The organism is Burkholderia sp. Bp8986, from assembly GCF_003854225.1.
Taxonomy (GTDB): Bacteria; Pseudomonadota; Gammaproteobacteria; order Burkholderiales; family Burkholderiaceae; genus Burkholderia.
This window is the reverse complement of sequence record NZ_QTQM01000009.1, coordinates 54,738-69,174: the sequence shown is the minus strand read 5'-3', so window position 1 is coordinate 69,174 and position 14,437 is coordinate 54,738. Positions and strand designations below refer to the sequence as shown.

Genomic DNA, 14,437 nt, shown 5'->3' with positions numbered 1-14,437 from the left:
CCGCGTCATCCACCCGCAAGCTGCGCCGCCGCGCGCGCCGACGCGACGAGCAGCAGCTTCATCGTCGCGCGCGTCGCGCCGACGAACAGCTTGCGGGCCGCACGCGCGTCGAGCGTGTCGAAGTCGATCTCGGTGAGGATCACGCACGGCGCGGACTGCCCCTTGAAGCGGTAGATCGAATCGAGCAGCACGTCGCCTTCGCGATATTCAGGGTTGCCGAACAGGTCGTACTTGCCGGTGAAGCGCTTGACCCGGTGCGGGCCGAGCTGGTCGAGCCGCGCGAGCACCGAGCTTTCGCGGCCGCGATATGACAGCACCGCGATGTCCTGCTTGCGGAAGCCGAGCGACAGCGCGTGCGTGATCGCGCGCTTGGTCGCGTCGATGCACGCTTCGGCGAGTGCGTCGCCCGACGCGCCGTCTTCCCCGTATGACGACACCGACGGATCGGAACCGTCGAACGGGCTGCCCGAGCGCAGTTCGGCCGCGAGCGGCTCGACGCGGCCGACGACGTCGCGCACGAATTCGAGCAGGTCGCGCGGGCTGCGGTAGTTCGTCAGCGCCTTCAGCGTGACCCAGCCGGGCAGCGCGACGGGCTCGCGCAGATAGAGGTTCTGCAGCGGGTCTTCCAGCCACCACCACGCGGCGTCCGGCGCCAGCAGGCGCTCCAGTGCCGCCGCCCACGGCGCGTGGAAGTCCTGTCCCTCGTCGACGATCAGCACATCGAAGCGCCAGCGTTCCGGAATCGGCGCTTGCGCGAAGCGCGCCTCGAGCCGCTCGAACGCGCCGGGCGTGTCGAAGTCGGGCGTATAGCCGCCATCGCGGGCGACCCAGTCGCACAGCTGATGGTAGTTCGCGATCTTCGCGCCGGGCGGCGCGATGCGCGCGATGTAGTCGGCGAGCGGCCGGTTGAAACACACGTAGAGCACGCGCTTGCCGGCCACGACCGCGTCGCGCATCGCCTGCACCGCGAGCTGCGTCTTGCCCGAACCCGCGGTGCCCGTCACGCGCAAGCGGAACGGCGTGAACTCGAGCTGGCGCGCCCACTCGGCAAGCCCGCCCGACAGCCGCGTGACGAGCGTGCCGGCTTGCCCGACGAGCGCGCTCGTGTCGGGCGTGAGCGCCAGTTCGTCCGCGAGGAAGTGATGCAGCTTCGCTGCGTTCGGCAGCTGCTCGTCGTGCTCGGGCAGGATCTGCAGGATCACCTGCGCGAGCTGCGCCTTGCGCGACGCATCGACGATGCGGTCGGCCGCGACGCCGGCGATCGCCGTCTCGCGGATCGCGTAGTCGGGGCAGTACAGCAGCGCCTCGACGCCATAGACGCCCGCGCCGAGCGCGGCGGTCAGCCGCCGGTGCAGCGTCTCCTGCGTGCGCGCGAGCTGGATCGGGACGTTGCGCTCCTTCTGCAGGTAGACCTTCACGAGCCCCTTCGGCGTTTCGCGCAGGAAGCCGGCCTTCTGCTCGATCAGCAGCACGCGGCCGGCCGGGCTCACGACGACGAACGCCGCTTCGCCGAACACCGAGAAACCCTGGTCGGCACGCGTCCAGTGCACGCCGTGATAGACGGTGTAGTTGTCCGGCAGCGCGTGTTCGAGGGCGGCAAGCGTCTCGCGCTCGCGTTCGGCCGCGCCGGTGGCGGCGAGGCTTTTCCAGTCGTCGGGAATGAGGCGGGCCATGAAGTCGGGCGGCGGATGCCGGTCGTGAACGGGGTCCGGCTATTGTACTGAGGAACCTGTTCACGACCGCCGCGCCGCAGGGGCGCCGGCCATGCGAAAGAGGTAGACGGCGTGCGGGAATTACCCGCGTGCGAGCCGCTTCGCGAGGTCGGCGCTGAGGATCGCCATGCGCGCGGGTTTTTCGTAGCAGACGACGTCGAATGCGCGGATCACTTCGCTGATGTCCGCTTCGCTCGCGCGGCCGGTGAGCAGGTCGCCCGTCAGCACGAAGATCGGCGCGCCCGGATTGTCGGACGTGCGCACCGCCTTGATCGCGGTGGCGGCCGTGCTGTCGTCGAACAGCCATTCGGTGACGACCGCGTCGAACGCCTGGCCCTGCAGCGCGTCGACGAACGGTGCGAGGCCGTCGAACGCGGCCGTCGAGAATCCCTGCCGCTCGAGATAGCGGCACAACTCGGTCGCGCTGACGCGATCGGGATCGATCACCGCGACGACGAGCTTGTCGCTCTCCGCGCGGCGCGGATAGATCTCGATCTTGTGCACGTCGTACGCGTTCTGATACAGCACGCCCGTATGGCGCAGCACGCGCCAGCGGCCGTTCTGTTCGTACGCGACGAACTCGGGGCGCGCGCCGGCTTCGAGCGGCGCGCCGATCCAGGCGGTGCACGGAATTTCAGCGACGCCGGCGTACAGGACGGCCTCCTGCGAATAGGCGCCGACCATGCCGGGGTCGAGCGTCTGCGCGCCGAACAGTTGAGCGGCGGGCTCGCCGTAGGCTTCGGCGACTTTCTTGATTTGCGCGAGCGTCCAGGGGCTGCTGCCGCGCAGCTTGCGGTGACCCTGCGAAAAGCTCAGGTCGAGGATGCGGCACAGCTCGGTGGTTTGCTGGCGCTTGCCGATGCCGTTGCGGGTCATCAGCTCGCGCACGCGCTCGGCAACCGCGAGGGAATCCGTGGTGATTGCTTCAGTGGTCATGCTACGGGAACGGATCGTGACGTTCAGAACGACGCCTTGCGGCAGTCTCGGCGGACAGTCTTTATGACGTCCAGGGGCGAGCCGACCGGCCACGCGCGGAAAAGATAACTTTACCGCAAAACGAGTGTCATTCCATGTCGCAATCGGTGCCTTTCTGTGAAAGGTGTGTCACGACGTTACGCTAGATCCACAGGCGTGCGTCAGGCACCACTGGCCCGTTCGCAACCTTCGGACGCGGATCGCGAGACGCCGGGACACGATTCCTCGCCGAGCGGCACGTAATCGCACCGCACTGCCGACGAAATGCACCAGAGCAGGGCGTGTCGGCGACCCGAAGCGCGGCATCGTGCCGCTGCGTCGGCGACAAATTTTTACATGGCGTCCGTGTCGGGCCAGCTGGCCCCGGATCTTACACGCGGATGGTTCGACGGCTTACTCTAATGAAACCGATGGGGATGCTCTGGTCGGGCACGCGCATGAACGCGGCGGAACCCCATGCTACGATTCGCCCGTCTCAAAATAGTGTTGAAGCGATGCAGAAGAAATTTGTGATGCGCGGGTACGAAATGAACTGCGAACCGCGCGTGACGGAGGACGGCAAATATGCCGCCCAGGTCGAGGTCACGAAGCTGGGTTTCAGCCGCGAGGCCGCTTTCCGCAAGCTGGGCGAATTCGATACCGAAGCGGACGCCGTCGCCTACGCGAAAGCATTCTCCGAAGCCTGGTTGAGCCGCTACGCGTAGCGCGTCGTTTGCCCGGGCACGACGGGCGCCGGCTCGACCGGCCGGTGCATGCACCGTGAGCCATTAGGGCGCCGAACGGGCGCCCCCCATTCAAAGCGAAAATTACGAGTGACGCCCGGAGGCGCGGCGGGGTCGCGCGCACCTTCTCGCCTTTGCCGCGTGGCGCCGTTGCCGCATGGCGACGCGCCCGGATCGTCGCGCCCGGCAGAAAGGTTCGCGGAAGGCGATGGACAGCCGGCCCGCGATTGATTCCTGATGGTTTCGAATATCCGGGGAAGCGAGTAGATTCATCGCCCGGGTTGTGAGGTATCGTTCGATGCTCGATTGAAGGCAACGCAATTGGAGGCAGCGAATGGCCACTTTGTGCATGCAGATCGTCGTTCTCGGTAAAACTGTCCAGCTCATGTTGTCGTCGGAGCACCGTACCGCCAGGATTTACATCGTCGACGACGACGCAGGCAGCCATCCGCCCCGAACGATGAGCATCGAACAGTACGTCGACGCCGGCATGACGGACGACGAGATCGCACGGCATGTGCTCGAAGTCGTCACGATGTCGATCGAACAGCTCGCGCGGCTTCAGCCGTACAACCGCACGGCGCGCACGCAAACGCGTCGGTTGAGCTATCCACACTGATCACCCCGGTACCGGTTGCACCGGGATCGTCCCGGCGCGAACCGCGCCTTTCGATCTTCGATAACGTCCTTGTGTTGCGATGACCTCGCGGTCGTCGCGCCTTCGGCATTGATCAATGAAGCATGGCCTGCCCGACGCATTGCACGGGAAAGTATCGTCATGTCGTCATGATCAGGAACACGAATGACATCGAAGAACCCTCGAAAAATGACCGCCGAATTCGAATCGCCTTACGCCGGCATATACGTGAACGGCTCTCCGTCTTCCCGCTCGACGGACAGCAGCCGCTTGAGTTGATCGAGCGCGAACAACTGCTTGCCTTCCGCCGCCGCTTCGGCGATCGCGGCATCGACGAGTTTTCGCGCGCGCGCGAGGATCACGGATCGCTGACGCGCGATCTCGAGCACCATGCGTTGCTCGATGTTCTGCCGGCTCGATTGCTTGTCGCTCAGGTGACGCCAGCGATCGCGAAGCTCGGCCCAGGTGATGCGCTGGAATTCCGGAATCGTGCAGGGAAGCGTGCCGGTTTCCGCGGGTTCGGGCTGCGCGCGCAATGCACATCGCAGCGCTTCACGCGCGCGCCATTCATCGGAAAACGGTGCATACACGTCGCGCGTGCGGCCGATCGGATTCGCGCGCTCGATTTCCTTTTCGAGCAGGTAGGTCAGCCGTCTCAGTGCGGAGCCGTGCGCGAGCATGGCCGGATCGAGCACGCGGATTCCGCGCGATGCATCCGCGACGTGCGCTTTCAGTTCCCACAGCGTCAGACGAAGGTGCTGCACCTCGAGGATCAGGCGCTGGACGTCGGCGTAGGTGCACTTCGTCCACCATTCGGTGAGGTCGTTCAGCTTCGGGGGATCGAATGGGGGGAGGATCATGTTACTGCTGAAGAAATACTGTATGGATATACAGTTTATCGCGCGGTAACATAGCGCCGTCAAGGCGAAAAAACAGGGACGGTCGACGGGCAACCGTCACCGATGGCGGGGCCGCGGCCGCGCACCGGATCGTTCATCGACTTTCCCCCACGTTCGCCATCCCGATCCTCAATCCGGGCGCCTGTCCGGCGCATGCCATCGCGAACGCCGATGAGTGTGCCGGCGTATCGACGCCAACAGAGAACAATGACGACCACCTATCCGCTGCACGACGCATTGACGCACGCCGACACGGCGTTTCCGGCCGAAGCCGACATCGTGATCGCCGGCGCCGGCATCATGGGCTGCGCGGCCGCCTACTACCTCGGCCTGCGCGGCCTGAAGGCCGTCGTGCTCGACAAGTCGCGCATTGCCGGCCAGCAATCGACGCGCGCATGGGGCTTCGTGCGGCAGCAGGGCCGCGAGTCCGCCGAAGTGCCGCTGATGATGGCCGGCATGCGGATCTGGGAAGGGCTCGAGCAGGCGCTCGGCTTCGACCTCGAATGGCGGCAGGGCGGTTGCCTCTATATCGCCGACAACGACGATGACTGGGCGTCGTTCCAGGCGTGGCTCGCCGTTGCGCGCGAACACGGGCTCGACACGCGCACGCTGACGCGCGCGGAAATCGACGAACGCGTGACCGGGCTGTCGACGCAGGCGCGCACGCTCGGCGGGCTGTATACGGCGACCGACGGGCAGGCCGAACCGCGCCGCGTGGCCGCCGCGTTCGCGGCGCGCGCGACGCAAGCCGGCGCGCGTTTCTTCGAAGGCTGCGGCGTGACGGCGATCGAGACGGCCGGCGGCGCGGTCGTCGGCGTCGTGACCGAGCGCGGCACGATCCGCACGCGGCGCGTGATCTGCGCGGCCGGCGCGACCAGCTTCCGGCTGCTCGACGGCGTCGGCATCCGGCTGCCGCAGCAGGCCGTGCGCGGCACCTGCATGCGCACCAACGTGTTGCCCGACGTGTCCGCGTCGACGATCTGGGGGCACGGCCTCGGCATCCGGCAACGCAGCAACGGCGCGATCAATCTCGCCGACGACATGCAGGTCGACGTCGACCTGACGCTCGGCCATCTGCGCGGCCTGAGCCTGTTCTGGCCGGAATTCTGGTCGCAGCGCGAGAAGTTCCGGCTGCATCTGAATGGCGCCGCGTGGCGCGATGCCTGCGCGCGCATCGGCGGCGGAGGCGGGCCGATCGAGCCGCGCGATCCGCAGCCGCAGCCGAATCGCGCGCATGCGCCGCGCGCGCTCGCGAAGCTGAAGGCGATCTTCCCCGCGCTGAAGGACGCGCAGATCGTCGAGGCCTGGGCCGGCCTGATCGACGTGCTGCCCGACGGGATTCCGGTGATCGACGCGCCCGGCATGCCGTCCGGGCTCGCGATCGCGACCGGCTTCTGCGGGCACGGCTTCGCGATGGGGCCGATCGTCGGGCGGCTGCTGGCCGAATGGGTCGATACGGGCGCGCCGTCGCTCGACCTGGCGGCGTTCCGCGCCGGGCGTTTCGCCGACGGGACGATGGTGCGGCCGCGCAGCATGCTGTAGCGGACGGGCCCGCGTGTTCCCGTCGTAGAATCGAGCCCGCAATCTTCAGGAGATTCCCCGTTGGCAACGCCCTCCGACAAGCGCCGCTCGTTGCGCTCACGCCTGCGTCGTGCCCGCGATCCGTGGCAGGCGCCGCGTGCGCGCACGCTGTTCACGCGTCCCGCGACGTCGCCGCGGCGCACGCTGCTGTTCCGTCTCGGCGCGGTCGTGGTGCTGTGCATGCTCGCGTTTCTCGTGCTGTATCTCGATCGCGACGGCCTGCGCGATTCGACCAAGAGCACGCCGATGAACGTCGCCGATCTCGTGTACTTCACGATGGTCACGGTCGCGACGGTCGGCTACGGCGACATCGTGCCGGTCACCGCGCGCGCGCGTCTGATCGATGCGTTCTTCATCGTGCCGATCCGCATCGGCATCTGGTTCATCTTCCTGGGCACGGCGTATCAGTTCGTGATCCAGCGCGTCATCGAGGAATTCCGCATGAAACGCCTGCAGAAGCAACTGTCCGATCACATCGTCGTGTGCGGCTACGGCCTGTCGGGGTCGATCGCCGTGCGCGAGCTGCTCGAGAGCGGTATCGATCCGTCGACGGTCATCGTGATCGACCCGCAGCAGCAGGCGCTCGAGGCAGCGACGTCGCTCGGCGTGACGGGGCTGCTCGGCGATCCCGCGCACGAGGATCTGCTGCAGCAGGCGCAAGTGCGCTCGGCGAAGGCCGTGATCATCTCGGTGACCGACGACCCGACCGCGATCCTGCTGACGCTGTCGGTGCGCAGCATCGCGCCCGAGACGAAGATCGTCGTGCGGATCCAGGAGAACCTGTATCAGCGGCAGCTGCGGCAGGCGGGCGCGGACGTGATCGTGTCGTCGACGAAGATCGGCGCGCTGCTGCTCGCGGATGCGGTGCATAGCCGCTACATCGTGCCGTTCGTGAACGACATGCTGTCGACGCGCGGGCGCGCGACGCTGCTGGAGCGCGAGGCATTGCCGCACGAAATCGGCTGCATGACGAACGTCGTGCCGGGCGCGATCGTCGTCGGGCTCGATCGCTGCGGGAAGATCCATTCGTTCTACGAGGATCCGCCGTGCCGGATCGAGGCGGGGGATACGCTGGTCGTGATTCAGTCGGCGCGAATTCCGGATCCGGATGTGTGAGGGACGGTTGTGCAGCATCCCGGCATCGTGCGCCATGCCGCGCGGTGACCGGGGCAACCCCGCTTGATATGTCCCCGCGCGTTATTTAGTATGAGGTAATCGCGTCGTGCGCCGCGCACGAGCGTGATCATCGAGGAGACACATGCAATTCAGGTCGACGGCGCCCTATACCATCGTCGTGATCGGTATCGTGATTGCGTGCGCGCTCATGGGTCTGTGCGTGTTGCAGCTGTTCCAGAGCCGTAACGACGCGCTCGCGCGGGCGAGCGAAACCTCCCGCAATCTCGGCCTGATCGCCGAGCGTGACATCGAACGCAATTTCGAACTCTACGACCTGTCGCTGCAGGCTGTCATCGCGGGGCTTCAACGTCACGACGTGATGACCGCGCCCGCGAGCTTGCGGCGCGCCGTGCTGTTCGATCACGCCATGACGGCAGAGTTTCTCGGCTCGATGCTGGTGCTCGACGCCAGCGGCAACATCGTCCTCGATTCCGCCGGCGACGAGCCGCGTCACGGCAATTTCGCCGATCGCAAGTATTTCACCATCCACCGCGACAATCCGGACGCAGGGCTCTACGTCAGCGATCCGTTCATATCGCGCCTGCGAAGAGGCTCGCCCAGCATCGGGCTCTCGCGGCGGATCTCGAACCCGGACGGCTCGTTTGCCGGCGTCGTGCTCATTGCGGTCAACCTCGAGTATTTCCACCAACTGTTCGCCGGCCTGTCGCTCGGACAGCACGGCTCGATCTCGCTGATCGGCAACGACGGCGTGATGGTGATGCGCCAGCCGTACGACGTGCATACCATCGGGCGCAACATCAGCAAAGCCGCGACCTTCCGGCGATTCCAGACCGCGCCAGAGGGCTCGTTCTCTGAAACGTCGTCGATCGACGGGGTGCGCCGTCTCTATTACTTCAAACATCTACCCAAGCTCCCGCTGATCATCATGGTCGCGGAAGCGGAGCAGGATATCTATGCGGCCTGGCGGCACCGCGCCGTGACGATCGGCGCGCTGGTGGCGACGTTCGGCGCCGCGTTCATCGGGGTGTCCTTCATGCTCGGCACGCAACTCCGGCGCCGGATGCGCGCCGAGTCGGAACTCGTGCTGCTCGCCCGCACCGACGGTCTCACCGGCCTGAACAATCGCCGCAGCTTCGCGGAAGTGCTGGACCGCGAATGGCGTCGCGCGCGGCGCGCGCGATCGGTGTTCTCGTTGCTGTTCGTCGATGTCGACCGCTTCAAGGCCTACAACGATACCTACGGCCACCAGGCGGGAGACGATGCGCTGGCTGCGGTTGCGCGCTGCATCGGCGACAACATTCGCCGGCCGGCCGACACCGCAGCCCGCTATGGCGGAGAGGAATTCGTCGTGCTGCTCCCCGATACCGCCGAGACGGGTGCCGCCCAGATTGCCGAGCGGATTCGCGCGGCGATCGACGAGCTGCCGCTCGAACACGCCGGCAGCGAACACGGGCACGTCACGGCCAGTATCGGCCTGGCGAGCTGGACGCCCGAGCACGATGCCGAGGCCGAGGCCGTGATCAAGGCTGCCGACGAAGCGTTGTACTACGCGAAGGCGACCGGCCGGAACAAGGTCGTCGCGTTTCAGCCGCCGGCATGACGCTTGGCGCGACGTGCAGGCGCGTGGCCGCGCTCGAATTGCCTCGAGCCCGCCGCGGTCGCGATTGCACCTGCGCGTGCCTGCCAGGCGTACGCGGCCGCGAAACTTTATGACGTACACCGAATAATTTATCGGTTTATATCGGTTGGGAATGCCGGATCGCGGGAACAGAATCGTCGCTTCCGGAACCCGAATGCCTGTGTGTCGACGCTCCAGCATCCACTTTTCATGTGATGGCGAGCGTGCATGCACGTGTCGGGTTCCTGTCTCCATGTGGACATCGCCGGCCATGCGGCGAACAAGGGAATGCGATGAGTTCGATCGATCTGAGCGCAGTCACGCCGGTTTCCGCGCCCATCCGCTCCGCGAGCGATGTCGCGCGCCTGATCAATACGACGGACAGTTCCGTCAGCCACGCGCGGATGATCGTGCTGCTCGCGCTCGGCGGCGTGTTTCTCGACGCGTACGACCTGACGACACTGTCGTACGGCATCGACGACGTCGCGCGCGAATTCGGCCTGACGCCCGCGCTGACGGGGCTGGTCGGCTCGGCGATCATGATCGGCACGATCTTCGGCAGCCTGATCGGCGGATGGCTGACCGACAGGATCGGCCGTTATCAGGTGTTCATGGCCGACATGCTGTTCTTCGTCGTCGCGGCGATCGCGGCCGGGCTCGCGCCGAACGTCTGGGTGCTGATTGCCGCGCGCTTCGTGATGGGGCTCGGGGTCGGCATCGACCTGCCCGTCGCGATGGCGTTTCTCGCGGAATTCTCGAAGTTCAACGGCCGTGGCAACAAGGCGTCGCGGCTCGCTGCGTGGTGCCCGATGTGGTACGTGGCGTCGTCGGTGTGCTTCCTGCTGATCTTCGGCATGTATTTCCTGCTGCCGGCCGAGCATGCGGGCTGGCTGTGGCGGGCGTCGCTGATCTTCGGCGCGGTGCCGGCGCTCGTCATCATCCTGGTCCGGAATCGCTTCATGAACGAATCGCCGTTGTGGGCCGCGAACCAGGGCGACCTGGCCAATGCCGCGCGCATCCTGCGCGAGTCGTACGGCATTCACGCCCATGAAGCGGACGACGCGCCGCGCGAGCCTAGCCCGCCGCCCGTGCGGATTCGCGTGCTGTTCCAGCGTCCGTATCTCGGCCGAACGATCGTCGCCAGCGTGATGAACCTGTGCATTCCGTTCGAATACACGGCGATCGCGTTCTTCCTGCCGTCGATCCTGTCGCAGTTTCTCGGCGCGGGCGTGTTCGAGACGATCGCGGCGTCGCTTGCGCTGAACGTGCTGTTCGCGTTGACGGGCGGCTTGCTGGGCATGCGTCTCGCGTATCGATATCCGTCGCGTCACGTCGCGATCGCGGGCTTCGCGCTGCAGTTCGTCGCACTCGTCGCGCTCGCGCTGGCGGGGCATCCGCACGGCGCGCTCGCGATCGGCCTCGTGCTGCTGATGCTCGGCACATGGCTGTTCGCCGAAGGTTTCGGGCCGGGTGCGCAGATGATGATCTATCCGACGCTGTCCTATCCGGCAGCGATCCGCGGCACCGGTGTCGGCTTCGGACGCTCGCTGTGCGGGATCGGCCAGGCGCTCGCGCTGTTCGTGCTGCCGATCCTGCAGGCCCGTCTCGGCACGGACATGTTCTGGGTCGTCGCGGTCAGCGCGGCCACGCCGATCGTGTTCCTGCTGATCGTGCGTCATGAACCGACGGCGCGCGATATCGACGCCGAGGCGGCCGCGTGAATGCAGCGCTTGCCGGAACCCGCAAACAAGTTCGCCGCGATGCCGGCCTTCGCGCTACATTGGCGTCATTCGCCTTCAGCCGAAGGCCGACCCGGAGTCGAACCATGCAACGCCAGACCGGCAACCTGTTCAGCCTCGAAGGTGCGCGCGGCGACGACGAGCGCGTCGACGTGCTCGTCGCGGGATCGCGCCTGAACGTCGAGCGGATCGTGTCGATGGGGCACACGAGTCCCGATGGATTCTGGTACGACGATTCGCGTGCCGAATGGGTCGTGCTGCTGTCAGGCGCCGCGGTGCTCGAGTTCGAAGCGGACGCGACGCTGCACGACATGCGCCCCGGCGATTACGTGCTGATCGAACCGCATTGCCGGCATCGTGTCGCGTGGACGCATCCTGAAGAACGGTCGGTCTGGCTCGCGATCTATCACGATCGATGAAACGTGCGGCGACTTATCGACCTGGCCGCCGCCGGCTGAAGCGCTGCTCGACGACGTTGGTTCCCCATTGCGCGCCCTCCGATTCGCTGGTCAGCGCAAAACCGAACGATTCATATAGGTGGTGTGCCGAATCCAGCCCCTTGAACGTCCACAGGTAGGTCTCGTCGAACTGCTGCTCATCGACGAAATGCATGGCGCGCGTCATCAGTTCCCGTCCGATCCCGAAGCCACGCAATCCATCGTCGACGATGAACCACCGCAAATGTGCGATTCCCGTGGCTTTATTCCCGTCTATCGCGACCGAGGCGAGCGCGCGGCCGTGTTCGGCATGGAGCCACAGAGCCTTGCCTTCGGCCGGCAGGGTGCCGGCAAATTCCGCGAGTTCGGTCGCCACCTTTTTCTCGAAGAAAGCGCCGAACCCCCAGTGTTCCGAATAGAACCGCGCGTGAAGGCTTGCTATGTCGCCGATACAGCCGGGCTGGTAGCCGTCGACGATCTGCGTGGTGTCCGCTTTAGGCGTGCGCGCGTCGGTGGCATTGTCTTGCGCGAGCGCATCGCTATAAAGCGCGAGGGCGCGGACGAGGGTTTGCTGGTCCGCCGGAACCATCCGGCGTAACGCATTCGACACCTGACGTGTCGCAAACTGGTCGATCTTCTTGCGCAGTTTCTGCCCGTCGGCAGTCAGGTACAGCTGCGTCGCACGCGCATCGTCGGGCGAGATGCGGCGCGTCACGAAGCCGGCCGTTTCGAGCCGCGAAAGCTGCCTGCTCGCGTTCGATTTATCCAGACGCAGAATGCTGCCCAGATCCTTCGCGCTGATGCCGGGCGCCATGCCTATCTCGAGAACGGCGTGAACGGCAGACGGCGCCAGATCGCTGTCGGCCAATGTCGCCCGCATGAAACCCAGTTCGCGAACCAGTTTGCGCGAGAAGTCCCGAAGCTCGAGGATCGTCGCTTCGCGCGTCTTCGACGGAATATCGATGAGGTCCATGGCGAGCCCGGGAAAGTTGCGTGTCGCAAGTAATATTAGTTGCGACACGCAACTTGTCAAGGACGAGCGGCGCCGGGCAGCCGGGCGACGTGCCCGGCATCGCGGCCCGGCGCGGCAGAAACGGCGCGGCGCCGGGCTTTATCCCCGTCCCACGAACGGCATCGTCGTCGCCATGATCGTCATGTTCAGGATGTTCGTGTCCAGCGGAAGAGTCGCCATCTGAACGACCGCATTCGCGACATGCGTGACGTCCATCCGCGCCTCGGGCGCCATGCGGCCGTCGGCCTGCAGCACGCCTTCCGTCATGCGATCCGTCAGCGACGTCGCCGCGTTGCCGATGTCGATCTGGCTGCACGCGATGTTGTATGCACGGCCGTCGAGCGCGAGCGACTTGGTGATGCCGGCCACCGCATGCTTGGTGGCCGTGTACGCGATCGTGTTCGGGCGCGGCGTATAGGCGGAGATCGAGCCGTTGTTGATGATCCGGCCACCCTGCGGCGTTTGCGCCTTCATCAGGCGCCACGCGGCCCGCGCGCACAGAAAGACGCCCGTCAGGTTCGTCGCGACGACGTCGTTCCATACGTCGAACTCGTGTTCGTCGAGCGGCACGGCCGGCGCATTGCGCCCGGCATTGTTGAAGAGGACGTCCAGCCGCCCGAACCGCTGCGCGATCTGCGCGAATGCGTGTTCGACCGACGCTTCGTCGGTGACGTCGGCCGGAAACGCGTGTGCGTCGCCACCGTCGGCGACGATCGCCTCTTTCGTTTCACGCAGCGAGGCTTCCTTGCGTCCGATCAGCGCGACGGCAAATCCGGCGCTCGCGAGCGCGATTGCCGCGGCACGACCGATGCCGGATCCGGCGCCCGTGACGGCGGCGAACTTCTTCGAGGCAGACATGGCTTGATTTCCTGCGGGTTGGATGAGGAAAGCGGCGGCGGGCGCGCGATGGACTCGCCGCGCCGGTCGAAGCGACATCCTACCGCGCACGCCGGATTTCGCGACGCGAGCGGCTATGCCTTGCGCGTCGGCGCGGCCTTGCGTCCACGCGTTCCGGCTTCCGCGAACAGGCTGACCACGACGTCCCTGAGCCACCGGTTGCCCTCATCCTGATTCACGCGCGCATGCCACAGCATGTGGATCGGCGCGCCCGGCAGCGTGACCGGCAACGCGCGCCAGCCGAGCGAAAACGGCGCGGCGAGCTGCAGCGCCAGGTGTTCCGGCACGGTCGCGATCAGGTCGGTGCGCTGCAGGATATAGCCGACGCTCATGAAATGCGGCACCGTCAGCCGCACGCGGCGCTTCACGCGGCGGCGCTTCAGCCATTCGTCCACCTGGCCGTGACCGGTGCCGGCCGACACCACGACGAGATGCTCGGCCGCTCGCCATGCGTCGACGGTCAGCGGCGCGTCCTCGAGAGGATGCCCGCGCCGGAACAGGCACACGTATCGCTGATCGAACAGCCGGCGCTGATAGAACCCGCCCTGCAACTGCGGCAGCAGGCCGATCGCGAGATCGACGCGGCCGTCGGCCATCTCGTCGGCGAGATTGACGCTCGTGTTGCGCACCGTATTGAGCGCGATGCCCGGTGCCGTGCGCGACAGGTGTTCGAGCAGCGCGGGCAGGAACACGACTTCGCCGATATCGGTCATCCCGATCGTCATCGTGCGCGATGCGCGCAGCGGATCGAAACCGGTCTCGGGGTTGAGCGCGGCATGCAGCGTCGACAGCGCGTGCGCAACCGGTTCGGCCAGGCGCAGCGCGAACGGTGTCGGCACCACGCCGCCCGGCCCGCGCACGAACAGCGGATCGCCGAGCCGGCGGCGCAGCTTCGCGAGCGCGTTGCTGACGCCCGGCTGGCTCATGTTCATCTGCTCGGCGACGGTCGACACTCGCCGCTCCTGCATCAGTCGCTGAAACAGCAGCAACAGATTGAGGTCGATCTCGCTCAGTTCCATGGTTCCGGGTTGTCTCCGATCATTCCGTTTGGTGATGAGGCAGATTCCCTGC

The 14,437-nt window shown here is 66.2% G+C and carries 13 protein-coding genes; 7 read left to right on the top strand and 6 right to left on the bottom strand.

What is annotated here, in order from left to right; genetic code table 11:
• Positions 1 to 5: 5 nt before the first annotated feature.
• Together DID99_RS11460 and DID99_RS11455 are read right to left on the bottom strand one after the other, a co-directional pair.
• A complete protein-coding gene (locus DID99_RS11460; RefSeq protein ID WP_124666709.1) occupies positions 6 to 1,673 on the bottom strand; it encodes an ATP-dependent helicase in 1,668 nt (555 codons plus the stop codon).
• A gap of 120 nt (positions 1,674 to 1,793) precedes the next feature.
• Entirely contained in the window at positions 1,794 to 2,648 is an 855-nt protein-coding gene (locus DID99_RS11455) for a helix-turn-helix domain-containing protein (RefSeq protein WP_044843213.1), read from the bottom strand.
• 533 nt (positions 2,649 to 3,181) lie between these two features.
• Between DID99_RS11455 and DID99_RS11450 the strand changes: the two genes are divergently transcribed.
• The gene (locus tag DID99_RS11450) at positions 3,182 to 3,391 is read left to right on the top strand and encodes a hypothetical protein (RefSeq protein ID WP_044843214.1); all 210 of its coding nucleotides are present in this window, start codon (positions 3,182 to 3,184) and stop codon (positions 3,389 to 3,391) included.
• A 352-nt stretch (positions 3,392 to 3,743) separates the two neighbouring features.
• Positions 3,744 to 4,028 carry a hypothetical protein gene (locus tag DID99_RS11445; protein WP_124666708.1) on the top strand — a complete coding sequence of 95 codons (285 nt, stop codon included), beginning with the start codon at positions 3,744 to 3,746 and terminating at the stop codon, positions 4,026 to 4,028.
• Between the two features lie 230 nt (positions 4,029 to 4,258).
• Here the strand turns inward: DID99_RS11445 and DID99_RS11440 are convergent, their stop codons facing one another.
• On the bottom strand, positions 4,259 to 4,906 hold the full coding sequence (locus DID99_RS11440; RefSeq protein WP_124666767.1) for a hypothetical protein: 648 nt from the start codon (positions 4,904 to 4,906) through the stop codon (positions 4,259 to 4,261).
• Positions 4,907 to 5,152: 246 nt separating this feature from the next.
• On the opposite strand from DID99_RS11440, the gene DID99_RS11435 reads away from it, so the two are divergent.
• The 5 genes from DID99_RS11435 to DID99_RS11415 all read left to right on the top strand — a co-directional run bounded on the left by DID99_RS11435 (position 5,153) and on the right by DID99_RS11415 (position 11,439).
• On the top strand, positions 5,153 to 6,487 hold the full coding sequence (locus DID99_RS11435) for an FAD-binding oxidoreductase (protein ID WP_124666707.1): 1,335 nt from the start codon (positions 5,153 to 5,155) through the stop codon (positions 6,485 to 6,487).
• Positions 6,488 to 6,547: 60 nt separating this feature from the next.
• Positions 6,548 to 7,642 carry a TrkA family potassium uptake protein gene (locus DID99_RS11430; RefSeq protein WP_124666706.1) on the top strand — a complete coding sequence of 365 codons (1,095 nt, stop codon included), beginning with the start codon at positions 6,548 to 6,550 and terminating at the stop codon, positions 7,640 to 7,642.
• A 142-nt stretch (positions 7,643 to 7,784) separates the two neighbouring features.
• Positions 7,785 to 9,263, top strand: a complete 1,479-nt coding sequence (locus tag DID99_RS11425; RefSeq protein WP_124488138.1) for a sensor domain-containing diguanylate cyclase — start codon at positions 7,785 to 7,787, stop codon at positions 9,261 to 9,263.
• 311 nt (positions 9,264 to 9,574) lie between these two features.
• On the top strand, positions 9,575 to 11,002 hold the full coding sequence (locus DID99_RS11420; RefSeq protein ID WP_124666705.1) for an MFS transporter: 1,428 nt from the start codon (positions 9,575 to 9,577) through the stop codon (positions 11,000 to 11,002).
• Between the two features lie 104 nt (positions 11,003 to 11,106).
• Entirely contained in the window at positions 11,107 to 11,439 is a 333-nt protein-coding gene (locus tag DID99_RS11415) for a cupin domain-containing protein (protein WP_044843221.1), read from the top strand.
• A 13-nt stretch (positions 11,440 to 11,452) separates the two neighbouring features.
• Here DID99_RS11415 and DID99_RS11410 read toward each other — a convergent pair whose 3' ends face one another.
• The 3 genes from DID99_RS11410 to DID99_RS11400 all read right to left on the bottom strand — a co-directional run bounded on the left by DID99_RS11410 (position 11,453) and on the right by DID99_RS11400 (position 14,385).
• Positions 11,453 to 12,430, bottom strand: coding sequence for a helix-turn-helix domain-containing GNAT family N-acetyltransferase (locus DID99_RS11410; RefSeq protein ID WP_124666704.1), 978 nt, complete (start codon positions 12,428 to 12,430; stop codon positions 11,453 to 11,455).
• Between the two features lie 138 nt (positions 12,431 to 12,568).
• Positions 12,569 to 13,327 carry an SDR family oxidoreductase gene (locus DID99_RS11405; RefSeq protein WP_124666703.1) on the bottom strand — a complete coding sequence of 253 codons (759 nt, stop codon included), beginning with the start codon at positions 13,325 to 13,327 and terminating at the stop codon, positions 12,569 to 12,571.
• A 113-nt stretch (positions 13,328 to 13,440) separates the two neighbouring features.
• On the bottom strand, positions 13,441 to 14,385 hold the full coding sequence (locus DID99_RS11400) for a LysR family transcriptional regulator (RefSeq protein WP_124488134.1): 945 nt from the start codon (positions 14,383 to 14,385) through the stop codon (positions 13,441 to 13,443).
• Positions 14,386 to 14,437: the final 52 nt, after the last annotated feature.

Excerpts from the sequence above, each read along its gene's own strand:
- DID99_RS11460 (WP_124666709.1), bottom strand. The coding sequence starts at position 1,673 with ATGGCCCGCCTCATTCCCGACGACTGGAAAAGCCTCGCCGCCACCGGC.
- DID99_RS11455 (WP_044843213.1), bottom strand. The coding sequence starts at position 2,648 with ATGACCACTGAAGCAATCACCACGGATTCCCTCGCGGTTGCCGAGCGC.
- DID99_RS11450 (WP_044843214.1), top strand. The coding sequence starts at position 3,182 with ATGCAGAAGAAATTTGTGATGCGCGGGTACGAAATGAACTGCGAACCG.
- DID99_RS11445 (WP_124666708.1), top strand. The coding sequence starts at position 3,744 with ATGGCCACTTTGTGCATGCAGATCGTCGTTCTCGGTAAAACTGTCCAG.
- DID99_RS11440 (WP_124666767.1), bottom strand. The coding sequence starts at position 4,906 with ATGATCCTCCCCCCATTCGATCCCCCGAAGCTGAACGACCTCACCGAA.
- DID99_RS11435 (WP_124666707.1), top strand. The coding sequence starts at position 5,153 with ATGACGACCACCTATCCGCTGCACGACGCATTGACGCACGCCGACACG.
- DID99_RS11425 (WP_124488138.1), top strand. The coding sequence starts at position 7,785 with ATGCAATTCAGGTCGACGGCGCCCTATACCATCGTCGTGATCGGTATC.
- DID99_RS11420 (WP_124666705.1), top strand. The coding sequence starts at position 9,575 with ATGAGTTCGATCGATCTGAGCGCAGTCACGCCGGTTTCCGCGCCCATC.
- DID99_RS11415 (WP_044843221.1), top strand. The coding sequence starts at position 11,107 with ATGCAACGCCAGACCGGCAACCTGTTCAGCCTCGAAGGTGCGCGCGGC.
- DID99_RS11410 (WP_124666704.1), bottom strand. The coding sequence starts at position 12,430 with ATGGACCTCATCGATATTCCGTCGAAGACGCGCGAAGCGACGATCCTC.
- DID99_RS11405 (WP_124666703.1), bottom strand. The coding sequence starts at position 13,327 with ATGTCTGCCTCGAAGAAGTTCGCCGCCGTCACGGGCGCCGGATCCGGC.
- DID99_RS11400 (WP_124488134.1), bottom strand. The coding sequence starts at position 14,385 with ATGGAACTGAGCGAGATCGACCTCAATCTGTTGCTGCTGTTTCAGCGA.